The sequence below is a fragment of the Jeotgalibacillus proteolyticus genome (assembly GCF_002926065.1).
GTDB lineage: Bacteria > Bacillota > Bacilli > Bacillales > Jeotgalibacillaceae > Jeotgalibacillus > Jeotgalibacillus proteolyticus.
The window spans coordinates 1-19866 of record NZ_PREZ01000014.1; the positions used below are offsets into that span (position 1 = coordinate 1).

The following is a 19866-nucleotide window of genomic DNA, read 5'->3' on the forward strand; positions in this document are numbered from 1 at the left end:
AGCCATCGGCCATTTCCTTAGAAAGGAGGTGATCCAGCCGCACCTTCCGATACGGCTACCTTGTTACGACTTCACCCCAATCATCTGTCCCACCTTAGGCGGCTGGCTCCATAAAGGTTACCTCACCGACTTCGGGTGTTACAAACTCTCGTGGTGTGACGGGCGGTGTGTACAAGGCCCGGGAACGTATTCACCGCGGCATGCTGATCCGCGATTACTAGCGATTCCAGCTTCATGTAGGCGAGTTGCAGCCTACAATCCGAACTGAGAACGATTTTATGGGATTAGCTCCACCTCGCGGTCTCGCTGCCCTTTGTATCGTCCATTGTAGCACGTGTGTAGCCCAGGTCATAAGGGGCATGATGATTTGACGTCATCCCCACCTTCCTCCGGTTTGTCACCGGCAGTCACCTTAGAGTGCCCAACTGAATGCTGGCAACTAAGATCAAGGGTTGCGCTCGTTGCGGGACTTAACCCAACATCTCACGACACGAGCTGACGACAACCATGCACCACCTGTCACCACTGTCCCCGAAGGGAAAAGTCTATCTCTAGACCGGGCAGTGGGATGTCAAGACCTGGTAAGGTTCTTCGCGTTGCTTCGAATTAAACCACATGCTCCACCGCTTGTGCGGGCCCCCGTCAATTCCTTTGAGTTTCAGCCTTGCGGCCGTACTCCCCAGGCGGAGTGCTTAATGCGTTAGCTGCAGCACTGAGGGGCGGAAACCCCCCAACACTTAGCACTCATCGTTTACGGCGTGGACTACCAGGGTATCTAATCCTGTTTGCTCCCCACGCTTTCGCGCCTCAGTGTCAGTTACAGGCCAGAAAGTCGCCTTCGCCACTGGTGTTCCTCCACATATCTACGCATTTCACCGCTACACGTGGAATTCCACTTTCCTCTCCTGCACTCAAGTTCCCCAGTTTCCAATGACCCTCCCCGGTTGAGCCGGGGGCTTTCACATCAGACTTAAGGAACCACCTGCGCGCGCTTTACGCCCAATAATTCCGGACAACGCTTGCCACCTACGTATTACCGCGGCTGCTGGCACGTAGTTAGCCGTGGCTTTCTGGTTAGGTACCGTCAAGGTACGAGCAGTTACTCTCGTACGTGTTCTTCCCTAACAACAGAGTTTTACGATCCGAAAACCTTCTTCACTCACGCGGCGTTGCTCCGTCAGACTTTCGTCCATTGCGGAAGATTCCCTACTGCTGCCTCCCGTAGGAGTCTGGGCCGTGTCTCAGTCCCAGTGTGGCCGATCACCCTCTCAGGTCGGCTACGCATCGTCGCCTTGGTGAGCCGTTACCTCACCAACTAGCTAATGCGCCGCGGGCTCATCCGTAAGTGATAGCCGAAACCATCTTTCAGCCGGCTCTCAGGAGAGAGCCGGAATTATCCGGTATTAGCCCCGGTTTCCCGGAGTTATCCCAGTCTTACGGGCAGATTGCCCACGTGTTACTCACCCGTCCGCCGCTAATCGTTTGGAGCAAGCTCCAAACGATCCGCTCGACTTGCATGTATTAGGCACGCCGCCAGCGTTCGTCCTGAGCCAGGATCAAACTCTCCGTAAAGTGTTTGAAAAGCTCATTTGTTTCATTTAAATCAAGAATTAACGTTGACGTTTTTGGTTGTTTAGTTTTCAAGGTTCAAGGTGTTTCACTTGCGCATTGCTCTCTCAAGCGACTAGATCATCATACCATTTTATCGGTATTAATGTCAACAACTTTTTGCTATTTTTTTAAAATCGTAATTTAGCTGTCAGCCGGTTGTTTTTCGCAACGAGGAATAATATACCACGGCTAAATAAGAAATGCAATCCTTTTGTCTATAAAAAAAGAAACAAAAGAAGCAGCTGTTAGAAGCTGCTTCCTTTATACAAGTAAACAAGGGCAATGGTGCCCGGAATACCCAGTATTCCGGCTACCCCTGTAGTGACAGGGTTCATAGGAACATACCAGCCATACGCTTGTCCATAACGGTTTAGTATAAAGAGCAGCGCCAGGCCGATCACCCATTTCATACAAAACCGCCAGACCCATTGAAAGAACGCTTTAATGCCAAACACCACTAATAATGTAGCGACCAGGAGAGTTCCTGCAGCCCAAAGCCATATCATTTCCCCACCCCTATTCCTCAAAAAGGACAAGTATTATAGAAGAAAGATATGCACTAAGGGGTTATTTTATGACAATTTTACGTTGTCTGGCCTCTTTAAATAAATAGAAATATTTCGCTTCTGCCAGTTTCTCAGAGGCTGAAACCTGGGTGCTGGTTTCAACGCTTAGGGCAGCCAGGTTTTTTTGCTGCTGCCAATCTTCCCGCGCAGTGCTCATTAATTGAACTAATTGGTCATCGTATTCTTTTTTTAGTTTTCCTTTTTTACGAAAAAGCATCCTCTTGCTCCTTTACACATCTCGGCGCCCTTCAAGCGCTTTAGACAGGGTGACTTCATCAGCATATTCCAGATCTCCACCAACAGGAAGCCCGTGAGCAATTCTCGTTACTTTAATGCCGGAAGGACGAAGCAGGCGGGAAATATACATCGCTGTTGCTTCCCCTTCTATATTTGGATTTGTGGCAAGGATAACTTCTTTGACGGTTTCATCCTGAAGCCGCTTGAGCAAATCAGGTACATTAATATCCTCCGGTCCGATACCATCCATAGGTGAAATGGCTCCATGAAGAACATGGTACAGCCCGGTATACTCTCTCATTTTTTCCATCGCAATAACGTCTTTTGGATCCTGGACCACACAGATGATGCTGCGGTCTCTTTTTTGATCCTCACAAATGTAGCAGGGATCCTGATCAGTTATATGTCCACATATGGAGCAAAAACCAAGATTTCGCTTTGCGTTGACCAGGGCTTTAGCGAAATCAAGGACGGTATCTTCTTTCATACCTAAGACAAAAAAGGCCAGACGAGCCGCTGTTTTCGGCCCGATCCCTGGCAATTTCATAAAGCTGTCAATCAGCTTTGATATTGGTTCTGGATAATGCATCTAGTTGCGTCCCTTAAAACATTCCAGGGAGGTTCATACCCTTAGTAAATTGCCCCATTGTCGAATTGGTCAATTCGTCTGCAAGCTTTAGTGCTTCATTTGTTGCAGCAAGGACAAGATCCTGCAGCATTTCGATATCATCTGGATCTACTACTTCTTCTTTAATATTTACTTCAAGAACCTGTTTGTGGCCGGATACTGTAACAGTAACCATACCGCCTCCTGCTGTTCCAGTCAGGCGTTTTTCGCCAAGCTCTTCCTGAGCCTGAGCCATTTGTTTTTGCATTTTTTGCATTTGCTTCATCATACCCTGCATATTTCCCATTCCACGCATGTTATTACCTCCGAATAGTTAATGTTTAATTTTACTTAGTTTTCAATCCTGAATATCAAGCAGCTCTTCACCGACCAGCTTTCTTGCTTCTTCAATAAAAGGGTCTTCCTTGGGCTTGCCTTCACCCTCTGAGTCTTCTGACTGACCCTGGTGCTGAATAAAATCTTCGCGAATCTCAAGCCATTGCTCTTCCGGGACTCCGACGATTGAATAGCGGGAGCCTGTCAGCTCTTGCAGAATGACAGGCATCGATTCAAGCAGCTTGCCATTTTCCATGGCCATTTTGCAATGGATCTCATATTTAAATTTTAACACAAAAGCGTCCTCAGATGCTGCAACTGGCTCCGCTTCATTTAAAAGAGCAGTAAGGGAGCGCAATTGCTGACGGTTCATAGAGTCAAGCATATCACCCCAGCGATTTTTAATCTGGGTAATATCGTTTTTCGTTGCGTTTTTAAGTACTTCCTTAATGCGGCCGGCTGGTGCTTTAAAGTCCTTCGAGCCCCTGGACGACTTTTTAGCAGGGGCTGCTGATGCTTCAGGCTGCGCACTTACGTTTACGCCATCCTGCTTCAGCTGCTTTAATTCACCTTCAAGCTGCTGTACGCGTTGAATGAGCGCCTGGAGATCAGGCATATTTTCCGTTTGAACCGGCTGTGCCTTTTGTTCTGTATGGCATAGCTTTATAACCGCTACTTCCAAATACGTTCTGGCATGGTTGGTGAATTTCATTTCCTGCTGAGTTTTATTCAAAATATCAATATAGCTATACAATTGCTCCGCCTGAATGTCATCAGCCAGTTGTTTAAACTCAGAGTCTGATACGACCCTCTCCATGGATTCCTCCAGATGCGGAGCCGTATTGTAAAGAAGGAGGTCCCGGCTGTAAAGAATGAGATCCTCTGTCAGCCGAATCGGATCCTTCCCCTGCTGCAGGAGCGCTTCAATTGTTTCAAGCGCTCCTGCCACATCCTGCCCGTGCAGGGATTTTATAAGAGCGGTGAGCCGGTCCTGTCCGATTGAACCCGTCACCGTTAGCGCATCCTCTAAGGAAACCCGCTCCTGGCTGAACGAAATAGCCTGGTCAAATAAACTCAATGCATCACGCATCCCGCCTTCTGCTGCCCGGGCAATCACATGCATGGCTTTCTCATCGTATTCAACCTCAGAATGATCAGCAATATGCATCATCCGGCCCACAATATCATGAGAGGTGATTCGTTTAAAGTCAAAGCGCTGGCATCTGGAAATAATCGTCAGTGGGATTTTGTGCGGCTCGGTCGTAGCGAGAATGAAGATGACATGCTTTGGCGGCTCTTCAAGTGTTTTTAAAAGTGCATTAAAGGCGCCTGTTGAAAGCATATGTACCTCATCAACAATATACACCTTATAACGCCCTTCATTTGGCGCATATTTTACCTTATCACGGATATCCCGTATTTCATCGACCCCGTTATTTGAGGCCGCGTCAAGCTCAATAACATCCGGAATTGAGCCGTCTGTTATTCCTTTGCAGATTGTACACTTATTACATGGCTCTCTTACTGGAGCATGTTCACAATTAACGGCTTTAGCCAATATTTTAGCAGCGCTCGTTTTTCCTGTTCCACGAGGGCCGGAAAATAAATAAGCATGTGAAATTTTCTCCTGCACAAGGGCATTTTGAAGCGTCTTTGTCACATGCTGCTGACCGACTACATCATCAAATTCCTGCGGGCGCCACACGCGGTATAACGCTTGGTATGCCATAATCTACCTCCCTCTCTTCCAAATCCGGCAGTAGCTTATATAGTGGAAATTTAGCACAGTACAGTTTTGTGTCGGGAGCAGCTTGTTGTGCAGCTGCTTGATCCGATTTTCTCTGTCCGTTTCGCTTTTCTTAAGTATACCTCAATCCGCTCTTTCACAAAATGCTAACCTTAAAATGAACACAAAAAACCCACTCAATCGAAATTGAGTGGGTGTTATGGTTAAAATAAACTGCCGTGCACCTTCTGTCGACTGGCAGCCATAAGCGTTACTCCTGCAGTTAGCTCGATCCAGGCAACCCCGCGGCACATGAGAGCTTTCACTTAATGCTGCTTCCTTCCGGACCTGACATGGTTCATGAATTCCCATTGCGCAGGACCCAAATGTCAACACCACTTACAGGAGGCAGACCCTACAGCATACACAGCCTCGAGAAGGGATTCAGTTTCGCTAGAGCGGATTGCGAATACAGGGCACCGCTAATTCCCCACCTAGCACGGCAAAAATGAGACCAGTAATCATATGCGTCATTTTGGCGACGCAAGATTTAGTATACAGTCTTTTTAAACAAAAATCAATCCTTTCAATTGCATCCTTTACAAGCCAGTGGAATCTTCCTGTACTGCTTTTAATTTTAACGCTTTTTTCTCCTTACGAAGCGTTCTAAAAAAAGAAGAAAGCATCTCACCGCACTCCTCCTGTCTAACACCCGATACGACCTCACAGCGATGATTAAAGCGCTCATCCTCAAGAAGATTCATCAGGCTTCCGGCACAGCCGGCCTTCGGGTCAAAGGCTCCAAATACAACTCTATCGACCCGTGAAAGCAAAATGGCCCCGCTGCACATAGGACAGGGTTCAAGTGTGACATATAATGTTGCGCCTTCAAGCCTCCAGCTTCCTTTCTCACTGCACGCCTTTTCAATCGCCAAAAGCTCAGCATGAGTCACAGCGTTTTGAGTCGTTTCCCTCAAATTATAAGCAGAAGCCACGAGCTTATCATTCATGACAATGACCGCTCCGATTGGCACTTCTTTTTTTTCTAATGCTTTTTGGGCTTCTTTAATGGCTTCACCCATCCAGTATTGATCACGGTCTGACATGAAATCTGTCGCCACCCTTTTTTCATTTTTTCTTTATTCCCATCATACAGTAAGTGAAGGTATAGCGTAAGCCGGAGGAAGAATCGAGAAAAATCTGATTTAAAGGAGCGTTTTATGCAAATACATGTGGTTCAGCCAGGAGAAACGCTGTTTACAATTGGAAGCATTTATTCGACATCGCCTCAAACCATTGCCGATGCCAACCAGCTGCCTAACCCTGACCGGCTTGTTCAGGGACAGGCGCTAGTGATTCCGATTACCGGTAGATACTACTATGTCCAGCCGGGGGACAGCCTTTTTTCCATTGCTCAGCGGTTTGGATTGTCGTTTCAGGAGCTTGCGCGTATTAACGGCATTTCTCCTGAGCAGCCCTTAGCGGTTGGCTGGCGGCTCTATATTCCGCCCGCACCGAAAGTAACAGCGGAATTTAATGCCTACGCAGAGCCGCTTGGGAATGAAGTAACAGCTGCCCTGCAGCAGCGAACGAGAGAAGCTGCTCCCTATTTAACCTATCTTGCCCCATTTAGCTTTGAAGTAAAGCGTGACGGATCGCTTGAAGACCCACCGATTACTCCTTTTCCTGAAATTGCCCGGGAAAACCGGAATATCCTCATGATGGTTATTACGAATCTTGAGGAAGGAGCGTTCAGTGACGAATTAGGAAGAATTATTTTGAATGATACAGCGATTCAAAATAAGCTGCTTGATAACATTGTGGCAAAAGCGAAGCAGTATAATTTCCGTGACATTCATTTTGACTTTGAATACCTGCGGCCGGCTGACCGGGAAGCGTATGTCGCATTTTTACGGAAAGCAAAGGAACGCTTTGCTAAGGAAGGGTGGCTTTTATCTGCTGCACTGGCACCAAAGACAAGCGCCACACAAGCAGGAAAATGGTATGAAGCCCATGACTATAAAGCCATCGGGGCAGTTGTGGATTTTGTTGTCATTATGACCTATGAATGGGGCTACAGCGGCGGACCTGCAATGGCTGTGTCCCCGATTGGTCCGGTCCGGCGCGTACTTGAGTATGCATTAACCGAAATGCCGGCATCAAAAATTATGATGGGGCAAAATCTGTATGGCTATGACTGGACGCTGCCATTTGTTGAAGGCTCACAGGCGCGTGCGATCAGTCCCCAGCAGGCTATTGAAATTGCGGCCGCTCAAGGTGTTCCGATTCAATATGATCAGACAGCACAAGCCCCTTTTATTGAATACACGACTAACGGAACCGATCACATCATCTGGTTTGAGGATGCGCGCTCGATTCAGGCAAAATTTGATCTGTTGAAGGAGCTTAAGCTCAGAGGAATGAGCTACTGGAAACTCGGTCTGCCGTTTCCTCAAAATTGGCTTTTGATCAGCGATCAGTTTGATGTTGTAAAACAATAACCACCTTTTACAGGACAAGAAAGGCATTCGTGTCGTTTCTTGTCCTTTTCCTCTTTTATCAGCTACTCCTGCTCCTTCTCATATGGTACAATAACGGTTGTCACTGCGTAGTACGCGGTTGAAATTATCCCGAAGGAGGGAACGAGAATGACAAGCGTTCCGTTCGTAACCGTTGAAGGACCGATAGGGGTTGGGAAAACCTCTCTCGCCAACGCAATCTCTTCACATTTTCAATTTCACCTATTAAAGGAAATTGTCGACGAAAATCCGTTTTTAGATAAATTTTATGACAATATTGATGAGTGGAGCTTTCAAACAGAAATGTTTTTCCTCTGCAACCGGTACAAGCAGCTAAGCGATATCCAGCGTCTTTACCTCGAAAGTCAAAAACCTGTCGTAGCGGATTATCATATCTTTAAAAATATTATTTTTGCCAAACGCACCCTTCAGCCAGAAGAATATAAAAAATACCTGGAAATCTACCGGATCATGACGTCAGATATGCCTAAGCCGAACGTTGTCGTGTATCTGCACGCAAGTCTTGACACCCTGCTGAAGCGAATCAAAATGCGCGGACGCGGATTCGAAAAAAATATGAGCCATCTCTACTTAGAGCAGCTCGCAGCAGATTACGAAGAATTTATTCTCCACTTTGAACAAACACACCCTGAAATCCCTGTCATTCGAGTAAACGGGGATGATGTGGACTTTGTCCATAAAGAGCAGGATCTCACCTCGATCCTTAAGCAAGTTGAAAACTCATTACCTAAAAGGAGTACTACCCTATGAACGCACGTGAAAAATACGGAATCCCACAGGACGCTGTCATTACGATTGCAGGCACAGTCGGTGTCGGCAAATCAACGATGACCAAAACCCTTGCCCATCACCTGCAATTTCGCACTTCCTTCGAAAAAGTAGATGCCAACCCTTATTTGGACAAGTTCTACAAAGACTTTGAAAAATGGAGCTTTCATCTTCAGGTTTATTTTCTGGCAGAGCGCTTTAAAGAACAAAAAAGAATGTTTGAATACGGCGGCGGATTTATCCAGGACCGCTCCATCTATGAGGACACAGGCATTTTTGCTAAAATGCATTACGAAAAAGGCACCATGTCTCCAGTAGACTATGAAACCTACACAAGTCTGTTTGAAGCAATGGTCATGACACCTTACTTCCCTCACCCAAACCTTTTAATCTATCTTGAAGGCTCACTTGACAGCATCGTAGACCGTATCCAGGAGCGCGGACGCCCTATGGAGCAGGAAACACCGATTGCCTACTGGGAGGAAATGCACGAGCGCTATGAAAACTGGATTAACTCCTTTAATGCCTGCCCGGTGCTCCGCCTCGATATTAACGATTATGATCTTGTAAAGGATCCGGAGTCAATCGACCCGATTTTGGAGAAAATCGGCAGCTTTATTCAGCAGACAGCTCTTTTAAAGAAATAAATGAATGGGAAAGAAACAGGCCTCTCGCGCCTGTTTCTTTTTTTGTTCAACATTCATGAATAAGATTTTTTTCTATATACTCTCCTATACCTTTTTCTAAGACTCAAGCCCTACAAAAAGATAATTCCCCCGCTTGTAGGCAAATAGAAACATTCCGTTTATTCTAAGAGTATCCTAAATATTTTCGAAAGAAGGGGCGATGTATGGTTAAAAATAGTGTGGCTATTTTATTAATTTTAGGCGGCCTGGTGGTTTTTTACGTAAATTTTAATGAATACCTTCCATGGAGTAATTCTGCAAGTGCTGAACAGGAAAAAGAGATTGACGAAGGGATTGAGAGCATCGAAATCACTCTTGGAAGCATCGGCGCCAAGCTTATTCCGACTGACAGCGGGATCGTCCGTGTGGAAGGGGACAAAAATCAGGAGGTAACGATTGATGAAAGAAGAGGAAAAATTGAGATTGAGGTGAAGCCAAAAGGATTATCTTTTTTCAATTTTAATTTTAAGGATGACGATGTCCTTATTTATCTTCCAATGAGCTACTCTAATGACCTCGATATTACATTAGGATCCGGTCAGATCGTAACTCAATACGATAAAAGCGACCCCCTTGTCCTTAACTCCCTATCCTTTAACCTTGGATCCGGCCGGGCTGTAGTAGAAAACATACAGACAGATGATTTTTCCTTTAAAGGATCATCCGGATTTCTATCGATTGATAATATGAGCACAAAGAACAGTGATATTGAAGTGAGTTCTGGAAAAATTGAGATTGACTCCTATGTGGGTCCGCTTAATGCCACCCTTTCTTCAGGCCTCCTTGAAGCAAACATCAAAGAGCTTACTGGTCCCGTTGATGTAACAGTCAGCTCAGGAGCAGCAACACTGAAGCTGCCCGAAGACGCGGATTTCAAGCTAAACGGCACGACAGGAAGCGGAATCATCACAAGCAGCTACCCGCTCCAGGATAAAAAGACGGAAAACGGGAAAATGACCGGTTACTCAGGAGAAGGCACACACAGCATCACTCTTAAAGCATCAAGCGGAGTCGTCCGGGTTCAATAGTCAGTTAAAACGTAAATAATGGAGGTAGATGATGAGTAAGCCAACAATTTTTGTTCTTGGGACTGACCATTTTTCTGCAGAAGTAAACGGTGATTTATTCAGCACGGATAAAGAAACTATTTTATCAAAAAACCGACAAAAAGAAATGATTGATGTTGTAAATCACCTTAAAGCATTTAATCCAACGAAGGTTGCCTTAGAGGTTGAAAAGAAAAATGAGAAAGCATTAAATGCGAATTACACCTCTTATCGAAATGGTGATTTTACCTTAACGATAAACGAAGTACATCAAATCGGCTTCAGGTTGGCGAAGGAATGTGAGCTTAATAAAGTTTCGGCGGTTGACTGGAATGAAACAGAAGATGGAATTCCGAATCTTGGGGACTGGTCAGATACAGAGGAGTTCAAATCCTCAACTACGATTTGGGAAGAAATGTTACCCGAATATAATGCGTATCTGCAAAACCATTCATTAAAAGAATATTTACTTTTGCTCAACGATACGCAAACACGTTTAAAAGGACAGGAAACGTATATGAAGCTGGCGCTTGTAGGCAGTGAAGCCAATCCAGCGGGGGCAATATGGAATGCAAAGTACTGGTATTTCCGCAATTTGCTTATCTACAAAAATGTAGTGAGCTTAATTGATTCGGCTGAAGAACGAATTTTTGTTTTATATGGCTCCGGACATTTACATTTACTCTTACAGTTTTTAAACGAAAGTAACCTATTTAATATGGAAGCTGCGCATGATTACCTAAAATAAACAACGATAAAAATGTTTAGAGTCAGAGGCTCTAAGCATTTTTTTGTAATAAATAGAGAAAAGCCATCGCAGAGTATGCGATGGCTTAAATCTCCAATATTTATGCGCGTAAGTTTTAAAGTTAAAATTATGGAGGAGGTAGAGGGATTCGAACCCCCGCGGGATTTGACTCCCCTGTCGGTTTTCAAGACCGATCCCTTCAGCCGGACTTGGGTATACCTCCGTGTTCGACAAGAATTATATTACCATGTTCTCAGGATCAGGTCAAACATTTTTTTAAAAAACTTATCAATCATGAATTACGCTTTACGGCTTCTTCGAAATTGCCATTGCTTCCATTGATAGCGAATAAAGCAGCCCACACAAAAACCAAGTATAGCAACGGATGCAGCAACAGCGACCATAATCGTAAAAGCGTAGGCCAATGTCATCCAGCCTGCTGCATAGCTTATAAATCCGCCGCCGAGAAAAAAAGTAGCAATCAGCTGATTAAATCGCTGATCATCCCGGTCCTCCGGTATATAGGCATTCATGGGTTTTTTCAAAAACGTTTTTGCCATTCTCATGACAGGATTAAAATTAAATAAAATTCCGCCTAAACCGGCAAGCAGCGGAATAAGAAGCAGCCAGTAAAAACCTGTCAGCCAGGTCAGCACCACTGATAAAACAATTGTCCATTGATTTGTCCGGACGAGCGGACGCGGAATCACTGCAGATTGCTGCACCATTTTAAATCCCACCTTATCGATCAGAATACTTTCATCGTAATTCAGATAAAGAAAAAGGTCAATCATAAAACTTTAGTCCGCTGAAGTATATCTTCAACGGACTAAATTAAGAACTTATTTATTTTCGATCACTTTTTTACCGCCCATATAAGGCTGCAGAACTTCTGGAATGAGCAGGCTGCCATCCTCCTGCTGATAATTCTCAAGAATCGCTGCGACAGTGCGGCCAATCGCAAGTCCGCTTCCATTTAGCGTATGCACATGCTCAGGCTTCGCATTTGGTTCACGGCGGAAGCGGATATTCGCGCGGCGCGCCTGGAAATCTTCAAAATTACTGCAAGAAGAAATTTCACGGTAGCTGTCATAGCTTGGAATCCATACTTCGATATCGTACTTCTTCGCTGCAGTAAATCCAAGATCGGCTGTACACATGCTAAGAACGCGGTATGGAAGCTTTAACAGCTGAAGAACCTTTTCTGCATGACCAGTTAATAGCTCAAGTGTTTCATAAGAATCCTCAGGCTTAGAAAAACGCACAAGCTCCACTTTGTTAAATTGGTGCTGGCGGATTAACCCGCGTGTGTCACGTCCGGCAGATCCCGCTTCAGAGCGAAAGTTTGCACTGTAGGCTGCATAAGCCTTTGGAAGATCCTCTGCCCGAAGAATTTCATCGCGGTGATAGTTTGTCACAGGCACTTCAGAGGTTGGAATCAGGAAATAATCCTCTTTTTCAATCCGAAATGCATCCTCTTCGAATTTTGGAAGCTGGCCTGTTCCGGTCATGCTTGCACGGTTTACCATGTATGGCGGAAGCATTTCCTCATAGCCGTGCTGATCCTGATGAAGATCCATCATGAAGTTAATCAGTGCACGCTCAAGTCTTGCACCTGCTCCTTTATAAAATACAAAACGGCTGCCTGTTACCTTCGCTGCACGCTCAAAATCCAGCATGCCAAGATTGGTCGCTACATCCCAGTGAGGTTTTGCTTCAAAACCAAACTGCGGAAGCTCTCCCCATTTGCGGATTTCGACATTATCATCTTCTGTCTCCCCGACCGGTACACTTTCATGAGGTACATTCGGAATAGAAAGCAGGAGATGCTCGAGCTTTTCCTCTACGACGCGAAGACGGTCGTCAATTTCTTTAATTTCGTCTCCAAGGCTTCTTGTTTCAGCGATCACGTCATCAGCGTTCTTTTTCTCACGCTTCATTTGTGCGATTTGCTGAGAAACTTCATTTCTGCGGCTTTTCTTTTCTTCACTCTTGCCAATCAGCTCACGGCGCTCACGGTCAAGCTCCTGAAATTGATCAAAATCTCCTAAATCCTCACCGCGATGGGCCATTTTTTCTTTAATTTCATCAAAATTGTTGCGAAGTCGTTTTAGATCGAGCATCGTTATTCCTCCTGATTTTTGTCGTTATTGGTGGTAGAGCAATGACAGCTGGTTTTTTTAGTACGCTGGTTTGATGATTTAGGTTAGGGCTAGCTCCCCGAGTCATAAGTCACTCATCCATTCAGGCAAAAAACGCCTGATTGGCTGATCGTCTTACGTCTGTCGGAGCTGAACGAGCGCCTTCCGCTTTTAAATTTAAACACAAAAAAACTCTCATCCCTTGTAAAAAGGGACGAGAGTTTATGCCCGCGTTACCACCCTGGTTGAAGATAGAAAAAAAGTATCTTCCGCTCATGACCTAACGGCGTCGACCGGAAAAGCTTACTGTTAGTTCGGCTCTTCACTCCAGAATGGATTCACAACATCCTTTTACCGGTTCACACCAACCACCGGCTCTCTTGAAAAAGGGTTCAGCTGTTACTAGTTTCTGTCATTGCTTTACATTTTGTAATTATCGATAAAGATACTATAAACCTCTCCAAAGATCAATACTTTTATACAGAAACAGGGGCAGCCTCTACCATTTCAACAAAGTATTTTGTTAAGCGGTGATCATCAGTCAGCTCCGGATGAAACGAACAGCCTAAAAATTGTCCGTCCCGTGCCAGAACGATCCGATCGTTATGCATCGCAAGAACCTCTGTTGAAGGGCCTGCTGAGACAATGTGAGGCGCTCTGATAAATACAGCATTATATGGCTGATCTAATCCTGTTACATCTAAATCTGCTTCAAAGCTCTCTTTTTGGCGGCCAAATGAATTGCGTTCGACAAGAACATCCATTAAACCGAGATGCGGTTCATCGTAGCCGACAATTTCTTTTGACAGAAGGATTAATCCTGCACAAGTGCCAAACATCGGTTTGCCGGCTTTAGCAAACTCTCTCATCGGCTCCATAAAGCCGTACAAGTCGATCAGCCTCCGCATCGTTGTGCTTTCACCGCCCGGCATAATAAGCCCATCAATTGACTGCAGCTGGTCTGCCTGCTTAATGACTACAGCCGTTGCCCCGCATGCTTCAATCGAACGGACATGCTCACGGACAGCTCCCTGCAAACCTAATACACCAATGGTTGTCATACCAAGCTTCAATCCTTTCTTACCAACCGCGCTCCTGCATGCGGTCTTCTAGTGATAATGAGGAAATTTCCATTCCCTTCATCGCTGACCCAAGTTCTTTTGAAATCTTAGCGATTAATTCATAGTCCTGGTAGTGAGTCGTTGCCTGAACGATTGCACGAGCAAATTTTTCAGGGTTGTCTGATTTAAAAATACCAGATCCAACAAATACGCCGTCAGCGCCAAGCTCCATCATAAGTGCTGCATCTGAAGGAGTTGCTACTCCCCCTGCTGCAAAGTTTACAACCGGCAAACGGCCAAGCTCTTTAATTTCAAGAAGAAGCTCAAAAGGTGCGCCAAGCAATTTTGCCTCTGTCATAATTTCATCCTTTGTCATGTTCACAACTTTGCGAACCTGCGCATTTACCTTACGCATATGACGCACGGCTTCTACGATGTTCCCTGTTCCTGGCTCACCCTTTGTACGAAGCATCGCTGCACCTTCGCCGATACGGCGTGTCGCTTCACCAAGATCACGGCACCCGCAAACAAATGGTACAGTAAAATCACTCTTTAGAAGATGATACTCTTCATCCGCCGGAGTTAAAACTTCGCTTTCATCAATATAATCAACGCCCATTGATTCCAATACGCGTGCTTCTGTAATGTGTCCAATACGTGCTTTTGCCATAACCGGGATACTAACCGCGTTCATAACCTCTTCTACGATGCGCGGGTCTGCCATTCGTGCTACTCCGCCTGCTGCACGAATATCAGATGGTACACGCTCAAGTGCCATTACAGCTACTGCGCCCGCTTCCTCTGCTAATTTCGCCTGCTCTGCATTTACAACGTCCATAATGACGCCGCCTTTTTGCATTTCTGCCATTCCTCGCTTAACGCGATCCGTACCTGTGTTCATAACAAAAAGCCTCCTTTGGAATACGTAAAACTATTGTACTAACATAGGGAATAAATTGAAACCGATTTACTCGGAATAAAGTATTCCATTCTTAATAATCACTAAAAAAGCATCTCCTGTCAAGACAAGAGATACTTTCTTTTTTGAATCTAATTAACTTTAGAACCAGCCTTTTACAGTTGTCGTAATGGTTCCCCAAAGGTTTCCAAAAAATCCGCCAACCGCTCTCATGCTAAGAACGAACCAATTGGCTTTTTCAACCGTTTCAGTGGCAACAACATCAACCTGCAGGGAAGATGCTAAGCGGTTATCCAAAAACCCGAGATCATCTTCGCCAAGATCCAGCCCTAGCTTGCCAACAACCTCTCCTTCTTCAATAGGAGCCGTTAATTGACCGTCTTCATTCAATAGATCATCATTTAAGATGAGAGTCGGCTTTGCAGACGCTTCTTCTCCCGTATGAACGACCACTTTGATTGGATCCTCGGATTGAACAGCTACAGAATCTTCCTTGCCTTTATCAACCGGAATCGTTTCCTGTCCCTCTACTGTATAGTTACCAGGCACTACTTCTTCCAGCTTGAAATTATTAAACCCGTAGTCAAAAAGATCAGCTGTTGAACTGAAACGGGCTTCATAGGACCCTACTCCGTTTTCATCTGTCGCATTCATCACAACAGATATTAAGCGCATGCCATCCCGTTCAGCAGTACCTGTAAAGGTATATCCTGCAAAATCAGTCGTACCGGTTTTAATTCCGTCAGCACCTTCATATTGGAAAACAAGGGAAGGAAGCATAAAGTTCCAGTTTTCCATGTCAGTCGCATCATCAGTGCCTTCTCTAAAAACCTTTTTAGGAATGCTTGATGTTTCAAGAACTTCTGGGAAATCAGTTAATAACCGGTGTGCAAGCTTAGCAGTCGCACGTGCAGACATAACATTCTCTTCGTCTGCACCGGCTCCTTCCGGATGATAACCGAGCATATCGCCATTATTTAATCCTGATGAATTCACAAAACGGAATTCCTCTAATCCAAGCTCTTCCCCTTTGGCATTCATCATTTTAACAAATTCTTCTTCAGATCCGGCAACGGTTTCAGCAATTGCGATCGTTGCAGCATTGGCGGAATAAATAACCATTGCTTCATATAATTCCTGAATGGTGTATTGCTCTCCATTTCGCAGTGGAACATTGCTGAGTGAACGATCCTGAGAAAGCTCGTACGTTTTATCAGTCACTGTATACTGATCTTCCCAAGACACAGAGCCCGCAGCAACGGCCTCTAATAAAAGATACTCTGTCATCATTTTGGTCATACTTGCAACACCAAGCAGGGTATCTGCATTTTCTGCATACAAAACTTTCCCTGTGCTTGCTTCAATCAAAATGGAAGCATCCGTATTCCAATCAGTCACTTCATTAGCATAAGAAGTATTCACAAAGGCTCCACTACCAAAAAACAGAACAAACGCCAGCATGCCAGCGAAAGTATTACGAACAAATTTTCTTTTCACTTCACTTAACCCTCCAACAAATTATGTACACTTCCGTCATTTTATCATAAGTAATTATCAAAAAATAGAGAGAGAATAGGACTGTTACGTTACAAAAATTCAGGACTTCCGTTAGATTAAAAGAATAAAAGACTAGTATATAAAGGTTTACAGCCCTGCTGCGAATTTTACATGCTTAACAATAACCGTGACAGATCTGTGTCATTTTTAATTCCTGAATGCTATTGAATTACAAACACCTTTTACCCATCTTAAAACGATCATCAGACTTAGATAAAAAAAGGACCTCCTTCGCGGGGAAGGAAGTCCGGTAATTTATTTTAAAGTGAATAATTTGGCGCTTCTTTTGTAATTTGTACATCATGAGGATGGCTTTCACGCAATCCTGCTCCAGTCATACGGATAAATTGTGCATGCTCTCTGAGTTCATATAGATTTTTAGAGCCGCAATAGCCCATTCCGCTTCTCACTCCGCCTACAAGTTGATAAACGGTATCAGCTAAAGGACCTTTATAAGCAGTACGTCCTTCAATTCCCTCTGGTACGAGCTTTTTAGCATCTTCCTGGAAATAACGGTCTTTTGATCCTTTTTCCATTGCACCCATTGACCCCATACCACGATATACCTTAAAGCGTCGGCCTTGGAAGATTTCCGTTTCCCCAGGGCTTTCAGTCGTACCGGCAAGAAGGCTTCCAAGCATTACAGCATGTCCTCCGGCTGCCAGTGCTTTTACGATATCTCCGGAATATTTGATGCCTCCATCGGCAATAATAGACTTACCATGCTTGCGTGCTTCTGTTGCACAATCATATACAGCAGTAATCTGAGGTACACCTACACCTGCAACCACTCGGGTTGTACAAATAGAGCCTGGTCCAATTCCTACTTTTACTACATCTGCTCCAGCTTCAATCAGGGCTTTAGTCCCTTCAGATGTTGCTACATTCCCTGCAATAATCGCGACATCCGGGAACGCATTGCGAATTGCTTCAATCGTATCTAAAACACCCTTGGAGTGACCATGGGCAGTATCAATCACAAGAGCATCCACTCCCGCTTTAACAAGCTGCTCAACCCGCTTTTCAGCGTCAGCTGTTACACCAACAGACGCAGCCACAAGCAGGCGTCCTTTCGAATCCTTTGCAGAGTTCGGGAACTCGATTACTTTTTCAATATCTTTAATCGTAATAAGACCTTTTAGCGTACCAGCCTCATCGACAAGCGGCAGTTTTTCAATTTTATATTGCTGCAGAATTGATTCTGCTTCTTCAAGAGTTGTTCCGACAGAAGCTGTCACAAGGTTTTCCTTTGTCATGACATCATCAATTTTAATGGAGTAGTCCTGGATGAAGCGAAGGTCACGGTTCGTAATAATACCAACTAGTTTCTGCTCGTCCATATCATTTACAATAGGAACACCGGAAATACGGTATTTCCCCATCAAATGCTCTGCATCAAACACCTGATGATCAGGAGTCAGGAAAAATGGATCAGTAATTACGCCGCTTTCTGAGCGCTTTACCTTTTCAACCTGCTCTGCCTGGGCCTCAATACTCATGTTCTTGTGGATTACACCAAGCCCTCCGGTACGGGCCATCGCAATCGCCATTGCAGCTTCTGTAACAGTATCCATGCCGGCACTGATAAGCGGTACATTTAATTTGATCTTATCTGTTAATTGAACAGAAAGCTCAACATCACGAGGCAGCACTTCCGATTTTGCCGGGATCAATAATACATCATCAAACGTTAAACCCTCTTTAGCAAACTTAGATTCCCACATTAACATGATTCCTCCTGGTCAGAAAAATATTATTGTAAGGTTATCAGTCGCCATACCCTCTGTCAAGAAAGAATGAATAAGTTAGACTATTAAGAATAATCGGGAGGATTACCTATGTCAACCATCTTTAATTGGAACCGCTATCTGCCTTTCTACTCCCGAGGAGAAATCCGTCGTTATTTAACCAATGAGTATCAGCATTTAAACTACCCTCATTCAGAAAGACATGCCCGGGAAAGGCATACATCCTTTTGCTATCATATTGAACATGCTGAAGCTTTTTATATTCAATCCAATGAATCGCCAACCATCATCCAGCCTTTGCTGCAGTTTTACGGACTTTCCCACTTAGTAAAAGCATGTCTGATCACGAAAGACCCGTTTTACCCGTCCAATACATCCCAGCTCGCCCATGGGGTTTCATCAAGAAAAAAGAAAAAAAGCAATTACTCCTTTCTTGAGGATACGGTTAAAATACAAAAAAACGGGCTCTTTCCAACGCTTTCATCCCTGCTGTTTCACGTGAAACAGTTAGAAAACAAAACCTATTCAATGGAGGAACTCCTCCTATTTATTGAATCCGGATCAGAGGAAAATGAACTAAATGCAATTCAATGCCATTTTCTTGTGCTTTACAATTTAAGTATGATCGCTCGCTATGAAACGGAATGGTGGGGGAACTGCACGATGTTTAAGGAAACAGAGGATTATTCAATCATCAGAAGTTTCCTTCACCTTTCCTCTCATTATGCCCCTCAGGCAATACTGGAATTTCTTGAGAGCAGCGGAAGGAATGCAAGAACTGAGTGATGGTAGAGAACCTGGCGAGAAGGTTCTCTTTTTTAAATAGAAGCGGATCATGTTCGCTTTCCCCAGCCTATAATTTAATCCCCTGTTCTTTGGACTGGATGTAATAAACTACTTCCCCATCAAATTTATAACAAGCTACATTGAATTTTTGGATATCAATTAAATCCTTGAAACTATCAGGCAGCTTACAATTCCACTCTAACTCTTGGATCTTATGCGGAAAGGAATCATCATTTGGATTTGGTGAATGAACATATACTGCATCAAAGTAAGTTTGCCGGTCATGGACACAAAACCATGCTTGATATGATTCTTCAAATTCTTCAAGCTGCTTTAGCAGTCTATTATACAAAGCTATATGTGCTTTAATATGCTCTCTTCTTATTTTTAAACTTTTTTCCGCAACTCCTAAGAAATCAAGATGAGTGTGCCAAAAATCAAACCAAGATTCTTTTCCAAGGTTTAAGTCTATCGTATTAACATTCTCCCATAGATTGCGAAAGTATCTTTTCTTTCCACGAAATTTTCGCAAAATATACCTCCTTTTAATTACCTAGAAGTTAGTTCGTACAAACATACAAAAAAGCCATCCCCCAACAGGGAATGGCTCATGTGCCTAGCGACGTCCTACTCTCACAGGGGAACCCCCAACGACCATCGGCGCTGGCTGCAGCTTCCGATACACGTCGAATCTCTTCGTCCGCTTCGCTCACTCGGATCCCTCACGTGCGCTGCACGCTCCGGTCCTCCCTCACTCACGTCCTCGACCTTCTCGTGTCTCGA

General features: G+C 44.5%; 19 protein-coding genes, 1 tRNA gene, 1 rRNA gene, 1 other RNA gene and 1 other annotated feature. Of the genes, 6 read left to right on the forward strand and 16 right to left on the reverse strand.

All coding sequences use genetic code 11. The features are described from left to right. Window positions 1-21: 21 nt before the first annotated feature. The 8 genes from C4B60_RS21065 to tadA form a co-directional block, all read right to left on the reverse strand. Window positions 22-1572, reverse strand: a 16S ribosomal RNA gene (locus tag C4B60_RS21065). 284 nt (window positions 1573-1856) lie between these two features. Beyond that, window positions 1857-2117 carry a pro-sigmaK processing inhibitor BofA family protein gene (locus tag C4B60_RS21070; RefSeq protein WP_104059934.1) on the reverse strand — a complete coding sequence of 87 codons (261 nt, stop codon included), beginning with the start codon at window positions 2115-2117 and terminating at the stop codon, window positions 1857-1859. A gap of 61 nt (window positions 2118-2178) precedes the next feature. Then, window positions 2179-2394 (reverse strand): YaaL family protein, encoded by a 216-nt coding sequence (locus C4B60_RS21075; RefSeq protein ID WP_104059935.1) that lies wholly within the window; start codon window positions 2392-2394, stop codon window positions 2179-2181. 12 nt (window positions 2395-2406) lie between these two features. Next, window positions 2407-3003, reverse strand: coding sequence for a recombination mediator RecR (gene recR, locus C4B60_RS21080; protein ID WP_104059936.1), 597 nt, complete (start codon window positions 3001-3003; stop codon window positions 2407-2409). Window positions 3004-3016: 13 nt separating this feature from the next. Continuing rightward, a complete protein-coding gene (locus tag C4B60_RS21085; protein ID WP_104059937.1) occupies window positions 3017-3337 on the reverse strand; it encodes a YbaB/EbfC family nucleoid-associated protein in 321 nt (106 codons plus the stop codon). A 42-nt stretch (window positions 3338-3379) separates the two neighbouring features. Further along, the gene (gene dnaX, locus C4B60_RS21090; protein ID WP_104059938.1) at window positions 3380-5086 is read right to left on the reverse strand and encodes a DNA polymerase III subunit gamma/tau; all 1707 of its coding nucleotides are present in this window, start codon (window positions 5084-5086) and stop codon (window positions 3380-3382) included. Window positions 5087-5320: 234 nt separating this feature from the next. Next, window positions 5321-5586: signal recognition particle sRNA large type (gene ffs, locus C4B60_RS21095), an RNA gene on the reverse strand. A gap of 96 nt (window positions 5587-5682) precedes the next feature. Beyond that, complete coding sequence (gene tadA, locus C4B60_RS21100; RefSeq protein WP_104059939.1) at window positions 5683-6189, reverse strand: tRNA adenosine(34) deaminase TadA; 507 nt, start codon at window positions 6187-6189, stop codon at window positions 5683-5685. 114 nt (window positions 6190-6303) lie between these two features. On the opposite strand from tadA, the gene C4B60_RS21105 reads away from it, so the two are divergent. From C4B60_RS21105 to C4B60_RS21125, 5 genes are all read left to right on the forward strand, one after another. Beyond that, window positions 6304-7584, forward strand: a complete 1281-nt coding sequence (locus tag C4B60_RS21105) for a glycoside hydrolase family 18 protein (RefSeq protein WP_104059940.1) — start codon at window positions 6304-6306, stop codon at window positions 7582-7584. A gap of 147 nt (window positions 7585-7731) precedes the next feature. Beyond that, the gene (locus C4B60_RS21110) at window positions 7732-8373 is read left to right on the forward strand and encodes a deoxynucleoside kinase (protein WP_104059941.1); all 642 of its coding nucleotides are present in this window, start codon (window positions 7732-7734) and stop codon (window positions 8371-8373) included. After that, window positions 8370-9038 carry a deoxynucleoside kinase gene (locus tag C4B60_RS21115; RefSeq protein WP_104059942.1) on the forward strand — a complete coding sequence of 223 codons (669 nt, stop codon included), beginning with the start codon at window positions 8370-8372 and terminating at the stop codon, window positions 9036-9038. The genes C4B60_RS21110 and C4B60_RS21115 overlap by 4 nt, the downstream gene beginning before the upstream one ends. Before the next feature lie 218 nt (window positions 9039-9256). Then, a complete protein-coding gene (gene liaG, locus C4B60_RS21120) occupies window positions 9257-10105 on the forward strand; it encodes a LiaG family protein (protein ID WP_167578726.1) in 849 nt (282 codons plus the stop codon). A 31-nt stretch (window positions 10106-10136) separates the two neighbouring features. Then, window positions 10137-10871 (forward strand): DUF5694 domain-containing protein, encoded by a 735-nt coding sequence (locus tag C4B60_RS21125; protein WP_104059944.1) that lies wholly within the window; start codon window positions 10137-10139, stop codon window positions 10869-10871. Between the two features lie 130 nt (window positions 10872-11001). Here C4B60_RS21125 and C4B60_RS21130 read toward each other — a convergent pair. The 7 genes from C4B60_RS21130 to guaB form a co-directional block, all read right to left on the reverse strand. Next, window positions 11002-11094: transfer RNA gene (locus C4B60_RS21130), tRNA-Ser, on the reverse strand. 76 nt (window positions 11095-11170) lie between these two features. Then, window positions 11171-11599 carry a DUF4395 domain-containing protein gene (locus tag C4B60_RS21135; protein WP_104059952.1) on the reverse strand — a complete coding sequence of 143 codons (429 nt, stop codon included), beginning with the start codon at window positions 11597-11599 and terminating at the stop codon, window positions 11171-11173. A 114-nt stretch (window positions 11600-11713) separates the two neighbouring features. Beyond that, a complete protein-coding gene (gene serS, locus C4B60_RS21140; RefSeq protein WP_104059945.1) occupies window positions 11714-12994 on the reverse strand; it encodes a serine--tRNA ligase in 1281 nt (426 codons plus the stop codon). Window positions 12995-13219: 225 nt separating this feature from the next. After that, window positions 13220-13437, reverse strand: a binding site (T-box leader). A 51-nt stretch (window positions 13438-13488) separates the two neighbouring features. Next, window positions 13489-14073 carry a pyridoxal 5'-phosphate synthase glutaminase subunit PdxT gene (gene pdxT / locus C4B60_RS21145; RefSeq protein ID WP_104059946.1) on the reverse strand — a complete coding sequence of 195 codons (585 nt, stop codon included), beginning with the start codon at window positions 14071-14073 and terminating at the stop codon, window positions 13489-13491. Window positions 14074-14092: 19 nt separating this feature from the next. Then, window positions 14093-14974 (reverse strand): pyridoxal 5'-phosphate synthase lyase subunit PdxS, encoded by an 882-nt coding sequence (gene pdxS, locus C4B60_RS21150; RefSeq protein WP_104059947.1) that lies wholly within the window; start codon window positions 14972-14974, stop codon window positions 14093-14095. A 159-nt stretch (window positions 14975-15133) separates the two neighbouring features. Further along, window positions 15134-16453, reverse strand: coding sequence for a D-alanyl-D-alanine carboxypeptidase family protein (locus C4B60_RS21155; protein ID WP_425331184.1), 1320 nt, complete (start codon window positions 16451-16453; stop codon window positions 15134-15136). A gap of 356 nt (window positions 16454-16809) precedes the next feature. Further along, entirely contained in the window at window positions 16810-18273 is a 1464-nt protein-coding gene (gene guaB, locus C4B60_RS21160) for an IMP dehydrogenase (RefSeq protein ID WP_104059949.1), read from the reverse strand. A 114-nt stretch (window positions 18274-18387) separates the two neighbouring features. Here guaB and C4B60_RS21165 point away from each other — a divergent pair, with 114 nt between their 5' ends. After that, window positions 18388-19083: a YaaC family protein gene (locus tag C4B60_RS21165; RefSeq protein ID WP_104059950.1), complete on the forward strand. Its 696-nt coding sequence runs from the start codon at window positions 18388-18390 to the stop codon at window positions 19081-19083. 67 nt (window positions 19084-19150) lie between these two features. Here C4B60_RS21165 and C4B60_RS21170 read toward each other — a convergent pair whose 3' ends face one another. Next, window positions 19151-19615, reverse strand: coding sequence for a hypothetical protein (locus C4B60_RS21170; RefSeq protein ID WP_104059951.1), 465 nt, complete (start codon window positions 19613-19615; stop codon window positions 19151-19153). Window positions 19616-19866: the final 251 nt, after the last annotated feature.

Excerpts from the sequence above, each read along its gene's own strand:
- C4B60_RS21070 (WP_104059934.1), bottom strand. The coding sequence starts at position 2,117 with ATGATATGGCTTTGGGCTGCAGGAACTCTCCTGGTCGCTACATTATTA.
- C4B60_RS21075 (WP_104059935.1), bottom strand. The coding sequence starts at position 2,394 with ATGCTTTTTCGTAAAAAAGGAAAACTAAAAAAAGAATACGATGACCAA.
- recR (WP_104059936.1), bottom strand. The coding sequence starts at position 3,003 with ATGCATTATCCAGAACCAATATCAAAGCTGATTGACAGCTTTATGAAA.
- C4B60_RS21085 (WP_104059937.1), bottom strand. The coding sequence starts at position 3,337 with ATGCGTGGAATGGGAAATATGCAGGGTATGATGAAGCAAATGCAAAAA.
- dnaX (WP_104059938.1), bottom strand. The coding sequence starts at position 5,086 with ATGGCATACCAAGCGTTATACCGCGTGTGGCGCCCGCAGGAATTTGAT.
- tadA (WP_104059939.1), bottom strand. The coding sequence starts at position 6,189 with ATGTCAGACCGTGATCAATACTGGATGGGTGAAGCCATTAAAGAAGCC.
- C4B60_RS21105 (WP_104059940.1), top strand. The coding sequence starts at position 6,304 with ATGCAAATACATGTGGTTCAGCCAGGAGAAACGCTGTTTACAATTGGA.
- C4B60_RS21110 (WP_104059941.1), top strand. The coding sequence starts at position 7,732 with ATGACAAGCGTTCCGTTCGTAACCGTTGAAGGACCGATAGGGGTTGGG.
- C4B60_RS21115 (WP_104059942.1), top strand. The coding sequence starts at position 8,370 with ATGAACGCACGTGAAAAATACGGAATCCCACAGGACGCTGTCATTACG.
- C4B60_RS21125 (WP_104059944.1), top strand. The coding sequence starts at position 10,137 with ATGAGTAAGCCAACAATTTTTGTTCTTGGGACTGACCATTTTTCTGCA.
- C4B60_RS21135 (WP_104059952.1), bottom strand. The coding sequence starts at position 11,599 with ATGGTGCAGCAATCTGCAGTGATTCCGCGTCCGCTCGTCCGGACAAAT.
- serS (WP_104059945.1), bottom strand. The coding sequence starts at position 12,994 with ATGCTCGATCTAAAACGACTTCGCAACAATTTTGATGAAATTAAAGAA.
- pdxT (WP_104059946.1), bottom strand. The coding sequence starts at position 14,073 with ATGACAACCATTGGTGTATTAGGTTTGCAGGGAGCTGTCCGTGAGCAT.
- pdxS (WP_104059947.1), bottom strand. The coding sequence starts at position 14,974 with ATGAACACAGGTACGGATCGCGTTAAGCGAGGAATGGCAGAAATGCAA.
- C4B60_RS21155 (WP_425331184.1), bottom strand. The coding sequence starts at position 16,453 with ATGCTGGCGTTTGTTCTGTTTTTTGGTAGTGGAGCCTTTGTGAATACT.
- guaB (WP_104059949.1), bottom strand. The coding sequence starts at position 18,273 with ATGTGGGAATCTAAGTTTGCTAAAGAGGGTTTAACGTTTGATGATGTA.
- C4B60_RS21165 (WP_104059950.1), top strand. The coding sequence starts at position 18,388 with ATGTCAACCATCTTTAATTGGAACCGCTATCTGCCTTTCTACTCCCGA.